The organism is Amycolatopsis aidingensis (assembly GCF_018885265.1).
GTDB lineage: Bacteria > Actinomycetota > Actinomycetes > Mycobacteriales > Pseudonocardiaceae > Amycolatopsis > Amycolatopsis aidingensis.
Map to the genome: position 1 here is coordinate 5,030,157 of NZ_CP076538.1, position 21,965 is coordinate 5,052,121.

A 21,965-nucleotide genomic window follows, 5' to 3' on the forward strand; every position below is an offset into this window, starting at 1 on the left:
CTGAAACGCCATCGGTGGTACGTGCCCCTGGTGTTCGTGGGGCCGGTCCTGATCCTGCAGGGAACATTCCTGTTCACCCCGCTCGTCAACACCTTCGTGCTCGCGTTCACCGACGCCAGCACCGTCGGCGGCGGCAGCTTCATCGGTCTGGACAACTTCACGGCCCTCGCGAACGACGGCGACTTCTGGGCGGCAGTCGGCCGGACATTCGCCTACCTGGCGGTCACGGTGCCGGTGATCGTCGTTCTCTCGACCTCACTCGCGATCCTGGTCAACACCTCGCTGCGCGGGTCCTCGGTGGTCCGGGTACTGCTGTTCTCACCGATGGTCATGCCACTGGCCACGATCGCCGTGATGTTCCAGTTCGTCCTGGATTCGGACGGCCTGATCAACGAGGTGCTCACCGGGCTGCAGCTGATCGCCGAGCCGGTGCCGTTCCTGAGCAGCTCGGATCTGGCTCTGTTCAGCCTGATGCTGGTCACGATCTGGAAAGGGTGCGCGCTGTCCACGCTCATCACCCTGGCCGCGCTGCAGAACGTGTCCGAGGAACTCGACGAGGCGGCGTCACTCGACGGCGCGGGATGGCTGCGCCGCACCTGGAGCGTGACCCTGCCGCAAATCCGTGGCACCACCATCCTGGTCGGCGTGCTCGTCTCGATCGCCGTTCTCCGGGTGTTCGCCGAGCCCTACATCATCACCGGCGGGGGGCCGGGCACGTCGACCGAGACCATCGTGCTGTACCTGTTCCAGAAGGGCGTGTCGCCCGGCACGCAGGCCGGGTACGCCTCCGCGATCAGCCTCGTGCTCTTCGTCTTCGTGCTCGCCGCCGCGGCCGTGAGCTGGAGCCTGACCAGGAGGAGCCGCACATGAGCAGTGTCCTGACCAGGAGCACCCGGGGCACCGGGCGTGCCGTGCCGGAGGGGCCGCCCGCCCCGGGTACGAAGCTCGGGCGACCCGGTTCCCGTCGCGAGGCGATCCTCAGATGGACGCTCATGCTCGTCGCCGTGTCCGTGGTACTCGGACCACTGCTGTGGCAGCTGAGCACCGCCCTCAAGGGCGCGGGAGAGAGCACGAGCGGGTTCCTTGGCAGCCTCGTGCCGAGCGACCCGACGCTGCAGAACTTCGTCACGGCATTCACGGAGATCCCGCTCGCCCGGTACCTGCTGAACTCCGCCGCGATCGCGGCGATAGGCGTCACCGTGAACCTGGTGATCGCGACCCTCACGGGGTACGCACTGGCCCGGATTCCGTTCCGCGGCAGGGCCGTCTACATGGCCGTGCTGCTGGCCACCGCGACCCTGCCCTTCGAGGTGATCCTCGTGTCCACGCTGCTCGTCACCAGGAACCTGGGCCTGCAGGACACGCTCCTTGGCGTCGTCCTGCCCCAGGGCGTGGCCATCACCTCGCTCTTCGTGATGCGTCAGGCGTTCCGCGGCATCCCCAACGAGCTGGAGGAAGCGGCGACCGTCGACGGCGCGGGGCCGTTCCGGATGTTCCTGCGGGTCATGCTCCCCAACGTCAAGGGGTCCCTCGCCGTTGTCACGGTGCTGGGCTTTCTCGACTCCTGGGATCAGTTCATCTGGCCACTGGTGATCCTGAGCGACCCGGACAAGTACCCGGTCAGCGTCGGTGTCCAGTACCTCTCCGGCGCCTTCTCCGCGGACCAGCGCGTCATCTCGGCGGCCGCGCTCGTGGTGATCCTGCCTCCGCTGCTGGTCTACATGTTCACCCAGCGCCACGTCTTCAAGGGATTGGCGGGAGGTGCGCTCAAAGGATGAGTCCCCGACCACCTTCGACGGTGCTGGTCGGCACCGGCGGGTACGGACTGCGACACCTGCGACGCCTGCTCGATCTGCACCGCGACCACCGCATCGACCTCGTAGGCCTGGTCGATGTCGCGGTCACCGACCAGGCGAAACAGCTAGTATCCCGCTATGCCTGTTTCCCCACCTGGCACCCGAGCATCGAGGACGCGCTATCCGCCGCTCCGGTGGACTCGGTGGTGATCGCGACACCCCCGCACACGCACGTCGACCTCGCCAGGACGGCCATCCTGGCCGGCACCGCTGTCTACCTCGAGAAGCCTCCCGTCACGCTCCTGCAAGACCTCGACACCCTGTCCGGGCTGCGGGGGCGCCGGCGCGTGGAGGTCGGCTTCCAGGAAGCCAGGGCGACCGTCGATGCGCTCGAGCGGGCCTGGGTGGCCATGGACCAACCCCGGGTCGACCGCGTAGTCGCCCACGGAGCGCTGTCCCGTCCCGACGAGTACTACCGCCGCAGCAGGTGGGCTGGCGAGTGGTTCCTGGACGGACGTGCGGTGCTCGACGGACCGTTGTTCAATCCGCTCGCCCACGTCGTGCAGGCGGCGCTGCTCTTCGCGGGCCGGGTCCAGGAGGGGTGGTCCCCCGCAGCCGTGGAGGCCGAGTGCTTCCGTGCCCGGCCCCTGGGTGGTGACGACACGTCGGCGATCCGCATCACGCCCCCGAGGGGGCCGCAGGTGCTGGCCGTTGGCACCACAGCGACGGACATCATCGTACCCCCCGGCGTGGCGGTGCACACCAGCTCCGGGGTCGTCCACGTCGGGAACGGGGGGCAGCGGATCATCGCGTTCCGGGACGGAGCCCGGGTTCCGGTGACACCCGCCGCGGGCACGGCGCCCGCGCTGCACGCGACCGTCACCGACCCGCAGGGTGCCCCGGACCCGTTGCTGTCCCTGGAATCGACCCGGCACTTCGTCCTCACGGTCAACGCGGCCGTGCAGGCGGCGGGGTCCCCTGTCGCGGCACCGGTCCCCGCCCGATCCGCCACCCGCGATGGGCGCACGGTCACGCGGGTCGGCAACCTGGGCCGGCTGGTGGCGGCCTGTGCCCGCCGCGGCGCCCTGCTGTCCGAGGCGGATCCCGCATGGGGCGGCGCGGTCCACCGACTGGATACCACCGGATACCGCGGGTTGACGCACCCGGAACTGGGCTCCTCCCCCGATCGAGGACTGCGGACCGGGCAGGGTGTGACATGAACCGGCGCGCGAACAGGACCAAGCTCGCCGACGTGGCCGCCGCGGCCGGTGTGTCGATCTCGACGGTGTCCAGGGTCTTCTCGAATCCCGAACGCCTGGCTCCGGACACGGTGCGGCACGTGCGAGAGGTCGCCGCGCGGTTGCGCTTCACGCCGAACCCCATGGCCCGCGCGCTCATCATGGGTGACACCCCATACCTCGGCGTGGTGGTTCCCGATATCAGCAACCCCTACATGACGACGTTGCTCAAGGCCGCCCAGGGAAGCTCCCGGCGGCGCGGCATCGGTGTCTTCGTCGCGGACACCGACGACGCGACCGATGTCGAGCGCCATATGTGCGAGCAGTTCGCCCGCCAGACCAGGGGAATCCTGCTGTGCGCGCCACGCATGAGCGTGTCCCACATCCGCGAGATCGCGGAAATGATCCCGCTCATGCTGGTGAACCGTCCGGTAGACGGCATTCCGTGCGTCTACACGGACTCGACCACCTCGATCGCCGAACTCGTGGACCGGCTCTGCGACCTGGGCCACGAAAGGATCGCCTATCTGCCGGGTCCGGTCGCGTCCTGGGCCAACAAGGTGCGCACCCGCACGGTCTCCGACCGGGTGCGCAAGCGCGGTGCCACCTTCATCAAACTCGCCCCGACCTCGGCACGGCACGAGGATGGCGTCGCGGCCGCCCGCGAGGTGGCCGACCACGGCGCGTCGGCCGTCGTCGCCTTCGACGACGTTCTCGCCGCCGGACTCATCGAAGGCTTCCGGCAGCTCGACCTGTCGGTGCCCCGCGACGTCAGCGTCGTCGGACACGACAACGTCCTGGCCGGACTGGTCCAGCCGGGCCTGACGACCGTCGAGGGCCGCAGCGCCCGGGTCGCGCAACTGGCCGTCGATCGGCTGCTCGCGGAGTCCGATCCGGACGCCGTAGCCGACACCGAGCATCTGGGCGTCGGCACCGAGGTCGTCTGGCGAGCCAGCATCGCCGAACCCCGGGGATGAACCACCACCCACCGCCGACGCGACCACGCACGCACGATCGGCAAACGTTTGAACGGGAAGGACGGCAATGAAGACAACGCCATACCCGGCGGCACCCGCCGACGAGGCGGAGTTGGAGGACCTTCTCGCCACACCGCTCGAGGGCGTGGGTCCCGACCTCGCGGCTCTCGGCGGCGACCTGGTCCTGCTCGGGGCCGGTGGCAAGATCGGCCCGACCATGGCCGTCATGGCCCGGCGAGCGCTCGACTCCGCAGGCTCGACGGCCGAGGTGCACGCGGTGTCCCGGTGGTCGGAGCCGGACGTGCGCGAGTCGCTCGAGCGCCACGGCGTGCGCACCCACACCGCCGACATCGGCGATCCCTCGATCCACCGGTCACTCCCCGACGCCGCCGGTGTCTACTTCCTCGCCGGCATGAAGTTCGGTACCACCGGGGCCGAGGCGCGGATGTGGTGGACCAACGCCGCGGTCCCGGCGATGATGGCGGACCGCTACCGCGGCATCCCGACCGTCGTGTACTCCAGCGGCAACGTGTACCCGTTCACGCCGCTCGTCCACGGCGGCTGCACCGAGCGGGACGCGCCCCAGCCACATGGCGAGTACGCGCAGTCGTCCCTGGCCCGTGAACGACTCTTCGCCGGGGCATCCGAGCGATGGGGGACGCCCACGGTCATGTTCCGCCTCAACTACGCATGCGAGCTGCGTTACGGCGTGGTCGCGGACATCGCCACCCGCATCGCCGAGGACAGCCCCATCGACGTCACCATGCCGTCGGTCAACATCGTCTGGCAGCGCGACGTCAGCGCGTGGGCTCTGCGCAGCGCGGTTCTCGCGGGACCCGAGGCTGCCGTCCTCAATGCCACCGGCCCGGAGACACTCCCGGTGCGTCGGATCGCACTCCTGCTCGCCGAGGTCATGGGCCGCGAGGTGAAGTTCACCGGCACCGAGGCTTCCGACGCGCTGCTCAACGACGCGGGCGACTGTTTCGCCCGGTTCGGCTACCCCAGCCTCGCCGCGCGAACCCTCATCGCGTGGACCGGCCAGTGGATCGCCCGCGGTGGACGGCAACTGGGTAAGGCGACCAAGTTCGAGCAGCGGCAGGGGCGGTACTGATGACGACCTCGGTCAGGGAACGCCTGCGCGCCGGCGTCGCCATCCCGGCCCACCCGCTCGCGCTTACCCCGGACGGCGGGTTCGACGAAACCGCCCAGCGCGCACTCACGCGGTACTACCTGGCCGCCGGTGCGGACGGACTGGCGGTCGGCGTGCACACCACGCAGTTCGCGCTCCACGACGACGAACGCTTGTTCGCCGAGGTTCTCGGTCTTGCCGAGCGGACCGCGGCCGAGGAGGGCAGGGACCCCCTCCTGATCGCGGGCGTGATCGGGGATACCGATCAGGCCGTCCACGAGGCGGCGGGGGCAGCCGAGGCGGGCTACGACGCGGTGCTGCTGTGCCCCTACGGCATGGCGGACCCGGGACCGCGCGCCCTGCTGGAACGTGCCCGTGCGGTAGGCGAGATCCTCCCGACCATCGGGTTCGCGCTCCAGGAGGCGGTCGGTGGGAGCCCGCTGCCCAAGTCGTACTGGACCCGGCTGTTCGACCTCGAGTCGGTCGTCGCGGTCAAGGCCGCCCCATTCGACCGGTACCGCACCAACGACATCGCCAGGGCCCTGGCCGAGCACGACAGGTGGGACCAGGTCGCCCTGCTCACCGGCAACGACGACACGATCATCGCCGACCTGGTAACTCCCCATCGAGTCTCCTTCGGCGGCCGGGAACGGGTCCTGCACGTGCGTGGCGGCCTGCTGGGGCAGTGGGCCGTCGGGACCAGGGCTGCGGTCGAGCTCCGCCGCCGCGCCGCCGCGGAGTGCCGGTCGGGGTCGGTCGGCACCGGCCTGCTGTCGACCGGCGCTGACCTCGTTGAGGTGAATGCCGCGGTTTTCGACGTCAGCCACGGCTTCGCGGGCTGTGTCGCCGGTGTGAACGAAGTGCTTCGGCAGCAGGGGCTGATCGCCTCGTCCACCTGCCTGACCGACACCGAGCGGCTTTCCGCGGGCCAGGCGGACCTCATCGCCGGTGCCCGGGCTCGCTTTCCCGACCTGCTCGACGAGGCCTTCGTGCGGGAGCACCGCGATGACTGGCTCAGTTGACGGCTCCCGGCCCGCCGTGCGCATCGTGCACCTCGGGCTCGGGGCGTTCCACCGCGCGCACCAGGTGTGGTTCACCGAGCGCGGCGACCCCTCGTGGGGTATCGCGGCCTTCTCCGGCCGCTCGACCCGCCTGGCCGGGACCCTGTCGGCTCAAGACTGCGTCTACACGCTCATCGAGCGCGGCCCGGACACCGACACGTTCCATCGGATGACCTCACTCGTGCGGGCCCACGGCGCGGACCGGCAACCGGAGCTCGACCGGCTCGTCGCCCACCCCGACGTCGCCGTGATCACCCTGACCATCACCGAGGCCGGTTACCTCGTGGGGCCGGATGGCGCCGTCGAGCCGGCGAGCCCGTTGCTGGCCGACATCGCGGCCCTGCGCGACGGTGGCCCACCGCGCACCGCGCCGGGCCGCCTCCTGCGCGCATTGCGGGCACGGCGCGAGGCCGACGGCGGCCCCGTCGCCGTCGTCTCCTGTGACAATCTCGTGGCCAACGGCGCCCGCGCGGGTACCGCGCTCCTCGCGCTGGCCGAAGAGGCCGACCGCGACCTGGTGGCCTGGCTGAAGGACAATGTCTCCTTCGTCGACACGGTCTCGGACCGGATCACCCCGGCCACCACCGAGGACGATATCGCGCTGGTACCCCGCGCAACCGGTCACACCGACCATGCCCCCGTGGTCACCGAGCCGTTCGCCGAGTGGGTGCTCGCAGGCGAGCTCCCCGCCGGCCGCCCGGAATGGGAACGGGCGGGAGCCGTACTCGTCGACGACATCCGCCCCTTCGAGCGGCGCAAGCTGAGGCTGCTCAACGGCGCCCACCTGTTGCTGGCGTTGGAGGGCCTGCGGCGCGGCCACCGCACCGTCGCCGAGGCCATGGCCGACCCCGCACTCGCCAGGTTGACCGAGGAGTACTGGTCGGTGGCGGCCACTGGGGTACCGGAGCCCGACGCCTACCTGCGGCGGCTGCGTGCCCGATTCGGCAACAGCCGGATCCGACACTCGCTCGAGCAGATCGCCACCGACGCCGAGACCAAACTGCGCGAGCGCATCGTCCCCGTCGTCACCGAACTCCTCACCAGTGGCGTCGACCCAACCCCGGCACTGCGCGTTGTCGCGGCGTGGCTCACCCATACCGGGCTGGCCTCGGACAGCCCCGGTGCCGGCACCGCACTCGATCGCCTGGCACCCGGCTGGGCGAACGAGCGCCGCCTACGGCACCGGCTTGACCTGGCCGGGGCCGAGCTTTCCGGTCCGGCTCCAGCCGTCGGTCCGACCGAACACACCGAAGGAGTAACTCAATGAAGCGTAACTCGATCGGCAGCCCTACCCGCCGCACCATGCGACCCGTAGCCGCCCTGGTCGCGGCCACCGGGCTGGTGGCCGCCGCGCTCGGCTCGGCCGCGCCGGCCAGCGCACAACGCGCCCCTTCCGCCTACGACACCGCCGTCCTCGCCGACGGTCCCGTCGCGTACTGGCGCATGAACAACGCCGTGGCCCCGATGGAATGGGATGCCAGCGGTCACGGGCTTACCGGGATCTACTCGGGCCAGCGTTCGCGGGCCGTACTGCCCAACGGAGACCTCGCAGCCGACTTCGACGGCGCCACGGGCTACCTGGAGGTCGGCGACGACGACGCGCTGAGCCCAGCCACCACGGGACAGTTCACGCTCGAGGCGTGGATGCGACCCGACACGCTCGAGTTCCCCAATACCGAGAAGGCCGGCTATGTCCATTGGGTCGGCAAGGGCGAGGTCGACCGGGAGAACGAGTACGTCGCGCGGATGTACTCCCTGACCAACGGGGAGGACCGGCCCAACCGCATCTCCGGCTACGCCTTCAACCTCTACGAACCGCTCGGCGCGGGCTCCTATTTCCAGGACCCGCTGAGCGCAGGCGACTGGATCCACTACACGCTCGTCATCAACGTCGACGCCACGAGCACGGAATACCCCTACGGCTACACCAAGCTCTACCGCGACGGCGTCCTGCGCGACCAGGACCAGATGGAGATCCGCGGCAACATCATCACCCCGGAGAACGGGACGGCGCCGCTGCGCGTGGGCACCAGGGACTTCGAGTCGTGGTTCGCAGGCGCCATCGGCAAGGTCGCCGTCTACGACTACGAGCTGACCGCGGAACAGATCGCTGCCCACACCGACGCCATGACCGATCCGGCCGAGCAGGAGCGTCCCTGGCCCTGGCCGTGGCCCTGCCCCCGCCACTGAGTGAGGAGACACCGTCTTGACCACCACGCAACCCGCCCCGCGCATCCCCGGCACCGGGGGCGACGCCACGCGGATCGAGTCCGCCGAGGTGCTCGTCACCTCCCCCGGCCGCAACTTCGTCACACTCCGCCTGCGGACCCGGGACGGGGTCACCGGGCTTGGCGACGCGACCGTCAACGGCCGCGAGCTGGCCGTCGTCTCCTATCTCCGCGAGCACGTGGTGCCGCTGCTGCTGGGCCGGGACGCGCACGCGATCGAGGACACCTGGCAATACCTCTACCGAGGCGCCTACTGGCGGCGCGGACCCATCACCATGGCGGCGATCGCCGCCGTCGACACGGCGCTGTGGGACATCAAGGCCAAGCTGGCCGGCATGCCGCTGTACCAACTGCTCGGCGGGCGCAGCCGTCGCGGCTGCCTCGCCTACGGGCACGCCAGCGGCGGCGACATCGACGAACTGTTCGACTCGGTACGAGCACACCTCGCGGAGGGATACCGCGCGATCCGGATCCAGACAGGGATTCCTGGGCTTGGTTCGGTTTACGGTGTCGCCTCCAGCTCGAACGCGGGTGTGGGAGGCGGCGCCTCGGCGTCGCGCTACGACCACGAGCCCGCGCGCCGTTCGAACGTGCCGGTGGAAGAGGAATGGGACACGCGGGCGTACCTGCGCCACACACCCCGCGTGTTCGAAGCGGTCCGGGCCGAATTCGGCCCGGACCTCCCGCTGCTGCACGACGCACACCACCGGCTGACTCCCATCCAGGCGGCACGGCTCGGGAAGGACCTCGAACCTTACGACCTCTTCTGGCTCGAGGACGTCACACCCGCGGAGAACACGGCCATCCTGCGAAGGGTACGGGAGCACACGACCACTCCCCTGGCGATCGGTGAAGTGTTCAACACTATCTGGGACTATCGCGAACTTTTCGAGGAACAGCTCATCGACTACGTCCGGTCACCCGTGACCCACGCCGGCGGGATCACGGCACTGCGGCGGATCTTCGACTACGCCGCCGTGTACCAGATCAAATCCGGGGTCCACGGCCCCACCGACGTCTCTCCCGTCGGCCTTGCGGCCGCGCTGCACCTCGGCATCGCGATCCCGAACTTCGGCATCCAGGAGTACATGAAGCACTCCACCGAAACCGATGAGGTGTTCCAGCCGACTTATTCCTTCCAGGACGGCTTGCTCAGTCCCGGCGACGAGCACGGACTCGGAGTCGGATACGACGACGAAGCGGCCGACGCACACCCGTACTCACGCGCATACCTGCCGGTGAACCGGCTCAAACTGGACGGATCGATCCATGACTGGTGACTCACCCCTTGTCGTCATGGGGCCAAGCGGCGCCGGAAAGACCACCATCGGCACGCTCCTGGCCGAACGCCTCGGGCTCGCCTTCGTCGACGGCGATTCCCTGCACCCCGCCCGGAACCTCGACAAGATGGCCGCCGGTCAACCTCTCGATGACGACGACCGCGCACCGTGGCTCGATGCCATCGGGCGAGCCCTCGCCACCGGACCGGTGGTGGTCGCGTGCTCGGCGCTCAAGCGCCGGTACCGCGACCACATCCGGTCGCTGGCCCCGGCCACGGTCTTTCTCGAGCTGCGGTCGAGTCGCGAAGAACTCGAGCGGCGGATGTCCTCGCGTAAGCACTTCATGCCAGCCAGCCTGCTGCACTCGCAGCTGAGCACGCTCCAGCCACTCGAACCCGACGAACCCGGTACCGCGGTAGCCAACGACGCCACCGTCGACGTGGTGACCAGCCGGTGTGTGGCAACGCTGGCCTCCCTGCCTACACCCGACCAGCATGTCGGACCAGGGTGAGTTGTTCTCGAGTCGGCGCTTGCAGCTGAGCCGGAGGTGATGCCGAGGAATGCGCAATTCTTGGCAAGCCGAGGTCCCCGCCCGGCGCACCGATCACGGGATCGAGCTGGCGTACGCACCGAGCAACGCCTCCTGGTTGAACTGGTCGAGTGCGAGGTACCGCGCTGCGGTACCTCGCACTCGACGGCAGCGGCTACCTCACCCACGGCACTACGGATGCTCCTCGCCGAGGGCGGACTCACACCCTGATCCCACCGAATCGGCGAGGGGCCGGGAAAGGCTCGATCAACTGATGACCAGGGCGTGCACGTACCACCCCTGAAGATCGGTGAACTCGCAGGTCAACGCCCAACACGACCGAGTCCGGCCAGGTAGATGGTCGCGGTTTCTCGTGGCGGATCGCGATGCCTCACCACTGCTTCAGGCGGTTGATGCATCGCCCGACGGTGTCGCGCTGCTTGCAGGTCTCGCGGTCGAAGGCTGGTGGCCTGCCACCCACGCTGCCCGCACCAAAGCAGGCCGCGGCCGAGTCTGGAGCGGCTACCATCTCGGCCCGTCGATCGGAAATCTCTTCGCAGTCCTCATCATTGACCGGGAGAGCCGGAACCAATAGTCAACGTCCGGCTTCACCGTGTTCATACCGATTTCGACTGTACGGGTGCGCTCCCCCATCACCGAGCCTGCGGGCTGGGTTTCCCGACGCAGACACAACCGCGGCTGAACCGACCGGCGATGGTCGCGGCACAGTAGCGATCCGCAATCTGATCGTGCAGATCGCGCGGGTGGCGGCACGCGGCACAATCCATCGGTTCATCGTCCGGGATATGGGAGGCACCCACGTTCGGGTTCACGACAGACGTCGCGGTACCCCCGCTCGCGGACTGTTCATCCGCGCTACCGGCAGTCTGCGTCCGGGCCGGGGCAGAGAGATAAAGTAGAGACATCGGGGCACCGCTCATTCGGATTGGGCCGGCGCGTCAGGCATTCGCAGAATGTCATCGGGTCCGGATATGTCCACTGTACGCCCTATCCCTTCCCGGGTTCGCTCCGCGCTGGGCGCCACGGCCGATCATGGCCCATGCCAAGGGCCGGCACGCCGACGACCTGGCGGCGTAGGCTGTGTTCAAGAAGGCGCGCACGCACCACCTCAGGCGATCACCTGCTCCAACAGCGTCCAGCCCTCCGACAGGCTATGGTGGAACTCATCGCTCGAGACCCCGGCGGCCGCTCGACGGCCTGCGTTCGGACGCGACCTTGCCAGGGCGGTGAAGGCAAGCTTGACCGCGTGCCACGAATCGAACTTTCGAGCAGAACATCGGCTCGACCTTGACCTGTTACCGAAAGGAACAGCACGTGAACACAACTCCGGAAGATCCAGCCGTGATCGACCAGCGGCTACACCTCGCCACCGGCTTTCACGCATCCGAACGCGACTGGGTCGCCCAACGCCTGGCCGCACTCGGTTCGAGGCTGCGGTCCTTTCCCGACGGACAGGTCACCCTGGACATCAGCCTCAAGGACCGGGACGGCGCCGACCAGCAGGTCACGCTGGAGTGCTGGATCAGTCGCACGCCCCGGCTGCACTTGGTGGCCACCTCTTCGGAGCAGGAGTTGTCGGTGGCGCTCAACGAGGTCCGCAACGACTTGATCCGTCAGGTCGACGACGCCAAGACCCGCACCGAACCGCGCAACAACCGCGCCTTGCGGCGTACCCCGACCTTGCCGGAGATCGGATAGCCCGGCCGGGTCCGCGGCGCGTACACTGGGATAGTCCGGACATCGACGACATCCCGTTCCGGGGTGCCAGCCCCTCCGGCCAGCGAGGAAGCGGTACGTCATGTCCGTCCTCCGCCGCACTGCTCACGATCGCGCTGATCGTGTTCCTGGTACGGAATCCCCGCGGCACCGGGAGTCGTTCCGACGGATGACCACCCACACCTCACCCCATCCGCAGGCACCGTCATCGACCCGCTCACCCGGCCCCGCCCGGATGCCCTGAACCTCGCTTCCCAGGTGCGTTCCCGGCTGGCGGCGGGTGAGCTACCCGATTCTTCCTCGCCCGACACTTCACCGGCACCCAGGATGTCCAGCAGGAGGGTGGCCTGCGTGTGACAGGGGACGGTCTTCCGCAGTAAGGGACACCAGATCATGACACAACCAGAGCCCCATCCGAATCCAGACCACGGCCGTTTCGTGCCGGCGCCTGCCGGTCACCGGTCGTCGATCGCCGACGACCAGGGTCTCAATGATCGACGGTGGGACCGGATCCGCGTGATCCGGGTGTCGTGCACGATCATCACCGTTCTGTGCGGCCTGTTCGCCGCCGTGCTCGTCGCACAGATCATCATGATCGCTGGCGACGCGAATCCCGCCAACGGCGTCGCGACGTTCGTACAGAGCTGGTCAGCCGGGGTGTCCCTGGGATTCGACGACCTGTTCACCCCGGCCAGCGCGACGACCACGGTACTGCTCAACAACGGCCTCGCCGCCCTCGTGTGGCTGGGTCTCGGCGCTGTGGTGACGACCCTGATCCGCCGACTCGCCACGCCCGGCCCGAGCCGGGCGCCCGGATTCGCCGCGAAATGACTCCGGGGCGACCCGCATTCGCCACGGCCTTTACGAACCGCCCCGCATCGCCGCACGGGGTTCGAGCACGTGACACCAAGCCCTGGTCACCGACGACTCGGCCGGTACGGTCAGCCCGAGGACGTCGGTCGGCCCGGTTGCCGACGAGGCCGCCTCGTGCAACGCTGGTAGTAGCTCGCGGTTCTCCGCGATGCGGTGCCGCCCCAGACCTCGGTGCACTGTCCGAAGCGACCGGAAGCGGTGGCGCCTCTCATGACTTCGCTCGACATCTCGCCCCCGGCGCCAGCCGTGCGCAACCGCGACTACGCGGAGTTGTCGCAGATGATCAGACGCTCGGGTCTACTGCACCGGCGATACGGGTACTACGCGGTGAAGATCGCGCTCAACGTCCTCGCCTTCGCGGGGGGTTGGGTGGCCTTCGCCTACCTCGGCAACTCGTGGTGGCAACTGCTCCTGGCCGGATTCTTCGCGTTGATGTTCGCCCAGCTGTCCTTTGTCGGTCACGACGCCGGCCACCGGCAGATTTTCCGCACCCGCCGGGCCAACGACGTGGTGGGATTCTGCCACGGCGGGATGGTCGGCCTCAGCTACGGCTGGTGGATCGACCAGCACAACCGTCACCACGCCAACCCGAACCACGAGCAGGACGATCCCGATCTCGACATACCGGCGTTGGCCTTCACCGGCACACAAGGACACGCCAAACGCGGCATCCTGCGCTGGATGGCGAAGTACCAGGCGTTCCTGTTCTTCCCGCTCCTGCTGCTGGAGGGCTTCAGCCTGCACGTCTCCAGCGTGCGAGCTTCGTGGCGTAAAGGATCAAGGGCACGCAACGCGGAGATCTTCCTGCTGGCCGGGCATTTCGCTGTCTACCTGACCGCGGTTTTCCTGGTGCTCTCACCACTGACCGGTGTCGTGTTTATCCTGGTACACCAGTGCCTTTGGGGTGTCTACATGGGATGCTCCTTCGCCCCCGGCCACAAAGGAATGCCGACCATGACCGGTGGCCGTTCACCTGATTTTCTGCGTAAGCAGGTACTCACCTCCCGCAACGTGCGCGGCGGTTTCTGGGTGGACTTCGCCCTCGGGGGGCTGAACTATCAAATCGAGCATCACCTGTTCCCCGCTATGCCCCGGCCCAACCTGCGCCTTGCCCAGCCGATCGTGCACGAGTTCTGCACCCAGCGGGGTATCGAGTACGCCCAGTGCGGCTGGTTCCGAACCTACGGGTACGTGCTGCAACACCTGCACGCGATCGGCGCACCACTGCGCGCGGGCCGCCACTGACTGCCCGTCCAGAACACTGAGCTTGAGTTCTCACCTGTTCGGCGTGGGCGGCGGGTACCGCGCCCAGGAGCAGCCGGAGGGTAGTTGGGCGGCCCCGCGTGCCGGGTGTGGGGCCGTGCTGCGCAACCGCTCGGAGCTCATCCGCACCAGCACCCAACCAAGGGCCTCGTCCATGATCGTCCGGGCGCCCGTCCAGCCCTCCAGACGTCGAACTCAAGCTGAAAACGGGCCGGGGAATGTCTTTGTGGTGGGGTGTTGCCGCCAGGCATCCCGGGCGTAGGGTCGGAGCTGCGGCCTGGACCTCGCCTTCAACACGCAGACCGCTGATCGCGGCAGCCGCTCGACCACGTGCACTGCCGACGTTACGGCGGCCGGAGGCAGGAGACGCCATGGTCCGTTCTCGTACTCAAGCCCAGCCCGTTCCCTTCCACTACAGCCATCCGCCGGCAGCACCAGCCTTCGCGGTGACCGTCATCAACGCCAGCACCCGATACACCCACATCGTGGTCGAGGGCGACATCGACGCCGTCTCGCTGCCCGCACTCGACCGTGAACTCGCCGCGCATCCCGGTGATGACACGCACGCCATGGTCGTGGACCTGTCCCAGGTGCCGTTCTGTTCAGTGGGCGGTGTCCTCGCCCTCACAGGCCTGCTCAACCGCACCACCGAGGCCGCAGTCACCCTCGAACTGGTCGTGGACACCGATACCGCCCGCCGGGCCCTGGAATGCCTTCCCGTAACCGGACCCACGCGCCGGTGACCGGGACGCGCGTACCTGAGCATGACGGCAAGACCGCACACCGGCGCGCGGGAACAGCTGAACGAATTCCCTCCACAGGACGCCCAGCAACGCCCCCCTCCTCGGCGGATGACCCCGGATCTCCGTCCGATCCTCCACGGTCGGCCCGCGGGGTAACCCAACGACCCGACTGGACGACATCGAGCCGGGTGCGCCCCTGAGGACCGGTGTCATCGAGAACGAGGAGGTCAGCCGGGCTGTTTCGTTCTGCGGCTTGCTTCGCCGCTGAGCGGGAAGCTCGGGCCGTTCGCATGACGTGCTGCGGTGCCGCCGCTCGGAACCGAGACTGGCATACACGGGAAGCTTCCCAGGCGACCCGGTCCTCGTCGCCCTTCCCCTGGAGAGGCGGACTCCGGCGGCCCTCCCCCACCGTCCGGAGTCCGCCCCCGTGGGCTCGTCAGGGGACCTCGCGCAGCAGCGACCGGTACGGCGTCTCACCGTAGACTTCGCGATGGTGCTGCGCGAAGCGCCCCTGATGGAAGAAACCCCAGCGGGCGGCGATCTGGGTGACCGTGGCACCCGCGGTGGGATCGGCGGCAAGGAGCTCCTGGTGGGCATGCCGCAACCGCACCAGGCGCAGGTAGCCCGTCGGCGTGGTGTTGTGCCAGCGGCGAAAAGCGTACTGCAGCGCGCGGATGGTGACGTTGGCGGCGGCGGCGATGTCGGCGACACTGATGTCCTGGTCCGCGTGATCGTCGATGAACGCGACGGCCCGGCGCAGAGTTCCGGAGTGGCTGTCGCGGCCATCACCAGCGGTGGGCTCGGTGAGTGCGGTGCTGGGGAACGTGCTCAGGATCGTCGCGCCAAGCAGCCGAGCGGCCGCGCTGGCCACCAGGGGCTCGCTCATCACCTGCGGCCGGTCGCACAGGGCGCCGCGCAGATAGTCGATCGTCGCGAGCAGGTGGCCCGCCGCGGCCGAGCTACCGGGACGGAGGTCACGGAACCGGATCTGGGTGCCCCGCCTGGGTTCGACGAGGTCACCCAGCAGCGCGAAGGGGACGGCGGCCACCTGCACGGCGCCATCGCGCCATCCCGTCCGGTAGGCCGTACCGCCCTGGTCCTGCGAGACCAGAAACACCTCACCGGGACCAAACCGGTGTTCGGTGCCTTCCGGCCGGAAGTCCATCGTCGTGCCGAACGGGCGGGCTACCATCAACACCGCCATGGCCTCGACGGTGAACCAGACCTCACGGTTCTGCTCCACGGTGTCCAGGAACAGCACGTCGGCCTCCATCCGGGTATGCCGGAAGAAGTAGCCCTCACTGCTGCCGGCAGGATGCACGCCGGTGCCATAGGCATCGGTCATGTACTGACCCGCACGGTCGTAGTCGGTGGTCTGGAACTGCACATGCCGGTGCGACGCAGACGAGGCGACCATCTCAGGACTCCCTGGCGACTTCGAACGGATGGGCGTCCATCAAGCCTGCTCGCTCCGCCACGGAAGCGGCGAGGCCGAAATGCAACGGTCACACAGTCGGACCAGAAACCAGGACAGTCCGGCCTGCCTGCCAGAACCACTCCCCAGTCCACGTCCGGATACGCACGCGCCTACGTGGAAACACCGATGCCGGCGACGTCCGGGTCGGCCAGACTGACCGCACGGGTTCCGCGCTCGACGGGTAAGGAGCCGATCCAGATGCCACCGACGAACAACCTCTCCCGCCGCGGCCTGCTGGCCGGTGGGCTCGCTCTCGGTGCGGGGGCGCTGCTGCCGCCGGCCGCCCGTGCCTCCGACCGTGGCTGGCCGCGCGGGCCGATCACCGGCTCCGCCGCCCGCGCCGTCGACCCGGCGCGGTTCCTGCCCCGGTGGCAGATCCACGAATGGCAGGAGACCGCGGACGACATCGGCCTGCGCGCCACCGGCGGCACCTCGCACCACGGCTATGTCGACGGCCTCGCCGCGCGGATGGAGCGCGTCGGCATCCAGGCGGTCACGGCCGAGGGCGTGCCGCTGCGCCGCTGGCAGCCTTCGGGGTGGAGTCTCGACGTCATCGGCGGCCGGGGAGCCGGACCGGTCGAGGTTTCCGGATACCTGCCGTACTCGGGCGCCACCGGGCCGGAGGGCGTCACCGCCCGGCTGTGTGCCGTTCCGATGCCGGGCACGATCGGGATCGTGCCCGCGCCATCCTCCGCGTTGCCGTACCTCCTGCTGGACGTGATCGACTGGGACGCCCCGCTGCAGCCGTGTCATGCGCCCGGCTACCGCCCACTCGACCTCTACTCCCGCCCGTGGCTGTCCACCGAGTCACTGATCAACACGATGTCGGCCTTCGAGGCGGTGGGGGCGCTCGGCCTGATCGTGGTCCTCGACGAACCCGCCGAGGCGGCCCGCGGCCGGTACGCCCCCTACGACGGGGTGCTCCGCGATCTTCCCGCGCTGTACGTCGACCGGGACACCGGCGCCGACCTGCACAGGGTGGCCCTGGCGGGCGGCGAGGTGCGGTTGCGGCTCGAAGCCGGGGTGCGCGCGATGACCACGCCGAACGTGTCCGGCCTCATCCCCGGCGCCTCCGAGGAACTGATCATCCTGTCCTCGCACACGGACGGCACACACGGTATCGAGGACAACGGGCCGGAAGCGATTCTCGCGATGGCACAGTACCTCGCCCGGATCCCCCGCGAGGAGCTGCCGCGCTCGATTCTCCTGCTGATGAGTACCGGGCATATGGCGGGCACCTCGCTGGGAATCACGGAGTTCCTGCACCGGCACGCCGATGACCTCGTAGCGCGCACCGCGGCCGCGATGAGCCTGGAGCACCTCGGCGCGCGCCCGTGGTTACCCGGCCCCGACGGCGACTACGAGATCGCGCCCGGCTACGAGCCGGGCGTGGTGTTCTGCTCCCCGCATGTCGAGATGGTCACGGTCGGCAGGCGGGCGCAGGAACGTCAGCGGATCGGCGACAATCGCGTGCTGCGGCCGTTCAAGCCGGACACCACGTTCACCTCGCCGAACGGGTTCTGGTGGCCCGGCGACGGGGAACCGTTCTGGCGCACCGCCGGCCTGCCCTCGCTGCAGTACATCAGCGGGCCCACCTACCTGCTCAACGCCGGTATGCCGACAATGCGCTTCACCGACACCGCGGCCATCCGGCGCCAGGCCATCGCGTTCACCGACGCGACTCTCGAACTCGCCCGCATGCCGCGGTCCCGCCTCGACCGGCGCCGGATCGACGACCCGTCCACCGTGCTCGAGCTGCTCAAGAAGCTACTGCCATAGGCGCCCATAGCCGGGTTCGGCGAGCGCGCCTTTCTTCAACATCACCCTAACCTGGTGGGAACAGGCTGCCCACCGGCGTGGACAGCACGCAGCCCACTGGTTCGGCGTGTACCGGGTCGAGTGCGGCCAGCACATGCCCGGCCGCATTGTGGTTGGCGAGGAGCCCACCGTGATCGGAGAAGTCCAGGAGGCATTCGTCCTGCAGCACGATGTTGTGCACGTTCGGCCCGTGGCCGATGCCGCTGGTGTAGGGGATCACCGCCTGGTCGTAGCGGGTCATGATGTTGGTATAGCTGATCGTGGGATCGAAGATGCCCCTGGCGTGCAGCCTGCTCAGGAACACCGAACCTCGCAGGAACTGGTTGCACGCACCGCAGACGATGCCGACCAGCCAGTCCCACAGTCGGCTCAGCCCGAGCGCTTCGGCAAGCTGGTACAGAGTGGAGACCACCACCTGGGTGGTGCCGCGCCACAGCGGGCTGAGGCTCACGTACTTGTCCACCTTGGGACCTCCGCCGAGGAAGCGGACATAGTAGCTCGGCATGAGGGTCCCCTCCGAATGCCCGAGAAGGTCCACTTTGGCGGCACCGGTGCGCCTGAGCACCTCGTCCACGAAGAGGGACAGCTCCCTGGCACTGCGCTCCATCGGTAACAGCCCGCCCGGCAGCGGCGCGAAGGGCACCCCGTAGGTCAGCGAGAACACGCAGTATCCGTTGTTGGCCAGCAACGGGGCGAAGGTCTGCCAGGCTGAGGTCTGGTTGGACCCGCCGCCATGCAGCAGTATCACCGGATTCGGGTGTCGCGCGCTCGGCTCACAGGACCAGTCGTTCGCGCCGGGCGGCGGGGCACCCGGCGTCACCAGGTTCGCATGCAGGCCCGCGAGCGTGGTCCACGGAACGGGCAACCTTGGCCCGCCTGTCTCGGCCCGCGTGGCCGGAGCGGTTACCATGGCCAGCAGGGTTGCCAGCCCGACCGCGGTCAGCAACCTCACCCTCGGCCATGTTCGCCGCCCCTTGCACGGGTACGGGCATCGGGCGGCTGGACAGGGCACTGGTCGCCTGCCTCCTCCCATGCTCAGCACTCGAACGGCCGACGATCCGGGGCGCAGCGCGCGCACCACACAGCCACCAACACCGGGTACGTGCCGGTGTCGGTGGCTGCCGCCCGGAGTCAGGTGTGCGGGCAGTTTCCTTCGAAGACGGAGGTCTTGGGATCCTTCGGGATGGGGCAGAGGAACTGCTCGTACCGGGTGTCGTTGTCGACGAAGCGTTTCAGCCAGGAGATGCTGTATTTGGCGACTGTGACGTTTGGTAGCGCTGGTGCGAAATGGCCTCCACCTGCGACCTCGGCATAGGCCTTGTTCAGCCCGGGGGACAGGCTGTCGTAGAACGGCCTCGCATGCAACGGGGTGGGGGCGATGATATCGCCCTCGCCGGCGATGATGAGCGTCGGCGTACGGATACCCGAGTAATCCCCGCCGAGGTTCCACGGGACGATCGGAATGGCCGCCTCGAGGTCATGCTTGCGAGTGGCCGCCTCCAGAGTTCCGCCACCGCCCATCGAGATGCCCATCACCGCCAGCCGGGAACCGTCGATCCGGTCCTTGGCCTGACTCTTTTCCACCATGAACGTCAACGCGGCCAGCAGCTGATCCGCACGGGCAGCAGGGAAGTCGATCGGCGAGTTGGTTTCGATGGTCAGCACGACGAAACCCTGCGAAGCCAGCCTGGGACCGAGCCAGCGGAGCAGTATTTCCGGCTCGAGAAAACCGGGCGCGACGGCGACCGCACCGAAGGTGCCCTGGCTGGTGTCGTTCGGGAAGTGCAGCGTGCCGCCGCCGAACCCGTTTCCGCGAGGCACCGGAACCTCGCTCACCGCGAACGGCCCTCTCTCCGCCTCGATGCTCGCGATGGTGGGAGCAGGGCCACGTTCATAGGGATTGTCGGCGTAGGTCGCGGGAGCGGCGGAAGCCAGCCCCGATCCGATCAACGCGAGCGTGCCCACGATGGCCATCGCGGCCGTTATCCTGCGCCATTTCAACATGCGTCTTCAGGCTCCTCGGCTGGGAAATTCCTCGCCTCTGAGTGCGTCTGGAAAATGATCAGAGCATCGTCGGGTTTTCGCGCCCGGGTGTCGACTGGTCTTCACACCATGGCATACAAACAGTGAAACCCAGCCGCAACGCCCGGTCAATGACACCGTTGAGCAGCCGAAAACATTTGTCACTACTCGCCGAAACCCATGGGATCCGGGGCGGCAAAAGTGAGTCCTCGCCGGCCTGTTTGCTCGCGCATGTGCGTCGGCCGGTTCGACCCGGCGCCCTGTCGAGGTGCTATGGACGGTGCATGTGATTCCACAGCTGCGGCCAGGGGGCGGCGGGCCGCGTGCACAGCCAGACCGGCACGTCCTGGTTGGCCACCTCCGCGGTGATGTCCAACCGCACGGTGGACACCCTGCGGACCTCGCCGAAGAACCGGCGCAGCTGGTCCGCCTCGCCGCCGACGTAGAGCACCTGCGTGGTGTCGTCCGGCGGACGACCGGCGTACCAGTACCCGCGTTCCGGGCCGTACGCCCCGGGCAGTCCGCGCTCCCTGCCGTACACATCCAGGGCGCTGGCCTGCCAGTAGGTGTCGCCCATGACCGCGGTGCGCGCCCGCTCCCGCGGTGGCAGCCGGTGGTAGGCCGCCGCCGCGGTATCGGCCAACCGTGGCCAGCCATAGCTGCCGCTGGCCACGAAGTCCACGATGCCCACCCCGGTGAACGCGGTCGCCGGCCGGACCGGCAATACCAGGTAGACCATCAGCGGCACGGACAGCGCGAACACCGGCCAGGTCGGCACCCACCGCCACCAGCGGGCCGGCGCCCTGCGCTCGATCGTCACCGCGGAGGCCGCGAACAGCACGGCGAACATCCCCGCCACGTAGTAGTACCGGGCGGCCGTGACCAGGAAGATCGCGCCCAGCAGCAGCGCGGTCCAGCCGAACAGCCGGTACGGCCGCAGCTGCTCGGAACGCAGCAGCGTATACAGCCCGTGGCAGGCCAGGAACGCGCCGGGCAGCAGGCCGGCCGCCAGCACGGCGAGCGGGATCATCGCCACCGGCCCGCCGAGCAGTCGCTGGTTCTGGTCGGCCACCACCTCCTGCATCAGCAGGTACGGCCAGTCGTGGTTCAGCTGCCACAGCAGCGTCGGCACGCTCGCCCCCACCGTCAGCACGCCGCCTGCCCACAACGCGGGCCTGCGGAGCAGGTCCCGTGGCCCCGTGACCAGTGCGCCCACGGCCAGGGCGAGCCAGAAGAACGCGATGAGGAACTTGCCCTGCATCGCGATCGCGGTGACCAGCCCGGCGACCAGTAGCAGCCGGTCCGCCCTGGTCCGGATCCACCGGGCGACCAGCCAGCACACCAGCACCCAGAGGAACGGGTCGACGGTCGAGGTTGCCAGCAGGTGTCCGGAGCCGAGCAGGTGGAACGACAGGGCGTACGCGCCGGCGGTGAGCACCTGCGCCTTCCGCGCCCCGCCGAACTCCCTGGCGATCAGGGCGGCCAGCACCACCCCGCCCGCCGTGAGCAACATGGGCAGCACGCGCAGCGCGACCACGGAGCCGGGGAAGGCCAGGTCGATCAACCTGGCCAGCCCCGGCAGCAGCCAGGGGTTGTCGGCGTAGCCCCATGCCCAGTGGTAGCGACCGGACGCGAGGAAGTACAGCTCGTCGCCGAAATAGCCGAACCGGCCGCTGACCGCCAGCAGCACCACGGCCACCGCACCGGCGATGGCGAGCACCGGCCACCGGGCGAACGCGGGCAGATCGGTATGCCGCGTCCGCTCGGCCGGGGCGTCCACGATGGCCATGTCGA

Annotated in this window: 20 protein-coding genes; 15 read left to right on the forward strand and 5 right to left on the reverse strand. The window is 68.8% G+C overall.

Annotation, left to right across the window (positions count from 1 at the left end; genetic code table 11):
* Positions 1-21 precede the first annotated feature (21 nt).
* From KOI47_RS23035 to KOI47_RS23080, 10 genes are all read left to right on the forward strand, one after another.
* Positions 22-870 carry a carbohydrate ABC transporter permease gene (locus KOI47_RS23035; protein ID WP_216207178.1) on the forward strand — a complete coding sequence of 283 codons (849 nt, stop codon included), beginning with the start codon at positions 22-24 and terminating at the stop codon, positions 868-870.
* On the forward strand, positions 867-1,778 hold the full coding sequence (locus KOI47_RS23040; protein WP_216207181.1) for a carbohydrate ABC transporter permease: 912 nt from the start codon (positions 867-869) through the stop codon (positions 1,776-1,778). The genes KOI47_RS23035 and KOI47_RS23040 overlap by 4 nt, the downstream gene beginning before the upstream one ends.
* Complete coding sequence (locus KOI47_RS23045) at positions 1,775-3,016, forward strand: Gfo/Idh/MocA family protein (protein WP_216207183.1); 1,242 nt, start codon at positions 1,775-1,777, stop codon at positions 3,014-3,016. The genes KOI47_RS23040 and KOI47_RS23045 overlap by 4 nt, the downstream gene beginning before the upstream one ends.
* Positions 3,013-4,011 (forward strand): LacI family DNA-binding transcriptional regulator, encoded by a 999-nt coding sequence (locus KOI47_RS23050; RefSeq protein ID WP_216207187.1) that lies wholly within the window; start codon positions 3,013-3,015, stop codon positions 4,009-4,011. The genes KOI47_RS23045 and KOI47_RS23050 overlap by 4 nt, the downstream gene beginning before the upstream one ends.
* A 67-nt stretch (positions 4,012-4,078) precedes the next feature.
* Positions 4,079-5,122, forward strand: a complete 1,044-nt coding sequence (locus KOI47_RS23055; RefSeq protein WP_216207190.1) for an NAD-dependent epimerase/dehydratase family protein — start codon at positions 4,079-4,081, stop codon at positions 5,120-5,122.
* Positions 5,122-6,162 (forward strand): dihydrodipicolinate synthase family protein, encoded by a 1,041-nt coding sequence (locus tag KOI47_RS23060; RefSeq protein ID WP_216207193.1) that lies wholly within the window; start codon positions 5,122-5,124, stop codon positions 6,160-6,162. The genes KOI47_RS23055 and KOI47_RS23060 overlap by 1 nt, the downstream gene beginning before the upstream one ends.
* Positions 6,146-7,468, forward strand: a complete 1,323-nt coding sequence (locus tag KOI47_RS23065; protein ID WP_216207195.1) for a mannitol dehydrogenase family protein — start codon at positions 6,146-6,148, stop codon at positions 7,466-7,468. The genes KOI47_RS23060 and KOI47_RS23065 overlap by 17 nt, the downstream gene beginning before the upstream one ends.
* Positions 7,465-8,391: a LamG domain-containing protein gene (locus KOI47_RS23070; protein WP_216207199.1), complete on the forward strand. Its 927-nt coding sequence runs from the start codon at positions 7,465-7,467 to the stop codon at positions 8,389-8,391. Before KOI47_RS23065 ends, KOI47_RS23070 begins: the two co-directional genes overlap by 4 nt.
* Before the next feature lie 16 nt (positions 8,392-8,407).
* Positions 8,408-9,709: a D-mannonate dehydratase ManD gene (gene manD / locus KOI47_RS23075; RefSeq protein ID WP_408629841.1), complete on the forward strand. Its 1,302-nt coding sequence runs from the start codon at positions 8,408-8,410 to the stop codon at positions 9,707-9,709.
* Positions 9,699-10,220, forward strand: a complete 522-nt coding sequence (locus tag KOI47_RS23080) for a gluconokinase (RefSeq protein WP_216207202.1) — start codon at positions 9,699-9,701, stop codon at positions 10,218-10,220. The genes manD and KOI47_RS23080 overlap by 11 nt, the downstream gene beginning before the upstream one ends.
* 671 nt (positions 10,221-10,891) lie before the next feature.
* Here KOI47_RS23080 and KOI47_RS36175 read toward each other — a convergent pair.
* The gene (locus KOI47_RS36175) at positions 10,892-11,179 is read right to left on the reverse strand and encodes an RGCVC family protein (protein ID WP_332461421.1); all 288 of its coding nucleotides are present in this window, start codon (positions 11,177-11,179) and stop codon (positions 10,892-10,894) included.
* Between the two features lie 394 nt (positions 11,180-11,573).
* Here KOI47_RS36175 and KOI47_RS23090 point away from each other — a divergent pair, with 394 nt between their 5' ends.
* The 4 genes from KOI47_RS23090 (at position 11,574) to KOI47_RS23105 (ending at position 14,854) form a co-directional block, all read left to right on the forward strand.
* Positions 11,574-11,957 (forward strand): HPF/RaiA family ribosome-associated protein, encoded by a 384-nt coding sequence (locus tag KOI47_RS23090; RefSeq protein ID WP_216207205.1) that lies wholly within the window; start codon positions 11,574-11,576, stop codon positions 11,955-11,957.
* A 411-nt stretch (positions 11,958-12,368) separates the two neighbouring features.
* Positions 12,369-12,806 carry a hypothetical protein gene (locus tag KOI47_RS23095; RefSeq protein WP_216207206.1) on the forward strand — a complete coding sequence of 146 codons (438 nt, stop codon included), beginning with the start codon at positions 12,369-12,371 and terminating at the stop codon, positions 12,804-12,806.
* Positions 12,807-13,058: 252 nt separating this feature from the next.
* Positions 13,059-14,093, forward strand: coding sequence for a fatty acid desaturase family protein (locus tag KOI47_RS23100; RefSeq protein WP_216207209.1), 1,035 nt, complete (start codon positions 13,059-13,061; stop codon positions 14,091-14,093).
* 389 nt (positions 14,094-14,482) lie between these two features.
* Positions 14,483-14,854 carry an STAS domain-containing protein gene (locus tag KOI47_RS23105; protein WP_216207212.1) on the forward strand — a complete coding sequence of 124 codons (372 nt, stop codon included), beginning with the start codon at positions 14,483-14,485 and terminating at the stop codon, positions 14,852-14,854.
* A 436-nt stretch (positions 14,855-15,290) separates the two neighbouring features.
* Here KOI47_RS23105 and KOI47_RS23110 read toward each other — a convergent pair whose 3' ends face one another.
* Positions 15,291-16,271 (reverse strand): helix-turn-helix domain-containing protein, encoded by a 981-nt coding sequence (locus KOI47_RS23110; protein ID WP_216207216.1) that lies wholly within the window; start codon positions 16,269-16,271, stop codon positions 15,291-15,293.
* Between the two features lie 258 nt (positions 16,272-16,529).
* Between KOI47_RS23110 and KOI47_RS23115 the strand changes: the two genes are divergently transcribed.
* On the forward strand, positions 16,530-18,110 hold the full coding sequence (locus KOI47_RS23115) for a zinc-binding metallopeptidase family protein (protein WP_216207218.1): 1,581 nt from the start codon (positions 16,530-16,532) through the stop codon (positions 18,108-18,110).
* A 46-nt stretch (positions 18,111-18,156) separates the two neighbouring features.
* On the opposite strand, the gene KOI47_RS23120 is transcribed toward KOI47_RS23115, so the two are convergent.
* The 3 genes from KOI47_RS23120 to KOI47_RS23130 form a co-directional block, all read right to left on the reverse strand.
* The gene (locus KOI47_RS23120) at positions 18,157-19,101 is read right to left on the reverse strand and encodes an esterase/lipase family protein (RefSeq protein WP_232376187.1); all 945 of its coding nucleotides are present in this window, start codon (positions 19,099-19,101) and stop codon (positions 18,157-18,159) included.
* Positions 19,102-19,280: 179 nt separating this feature from the next.
* Complete coding sequence (locus tag KOI47_RS23125) at positions 19,281-20,153, reverse strand: poly(ethylene terephthalate) hydrolase family protein (protein WP_232376188.1); 873 nt, start codon at positions 20,151-20,153, stop codon at positions 19,281-19,283.
* A 289-nt stretch (positions 20,154-20,442) separates the two neighbouring features.
* Entirely contained in the window at positions 20,443-21,960 is a 1,518-nt protein-coding gene (locus KOI47_RS23130; protein WP_216207221.1) for an ArnT family glycosyltransferase, read from the reverse strand.
* Between the last annotated feature and the right edge of the window lie 5 nt (positions 21,961-21,965).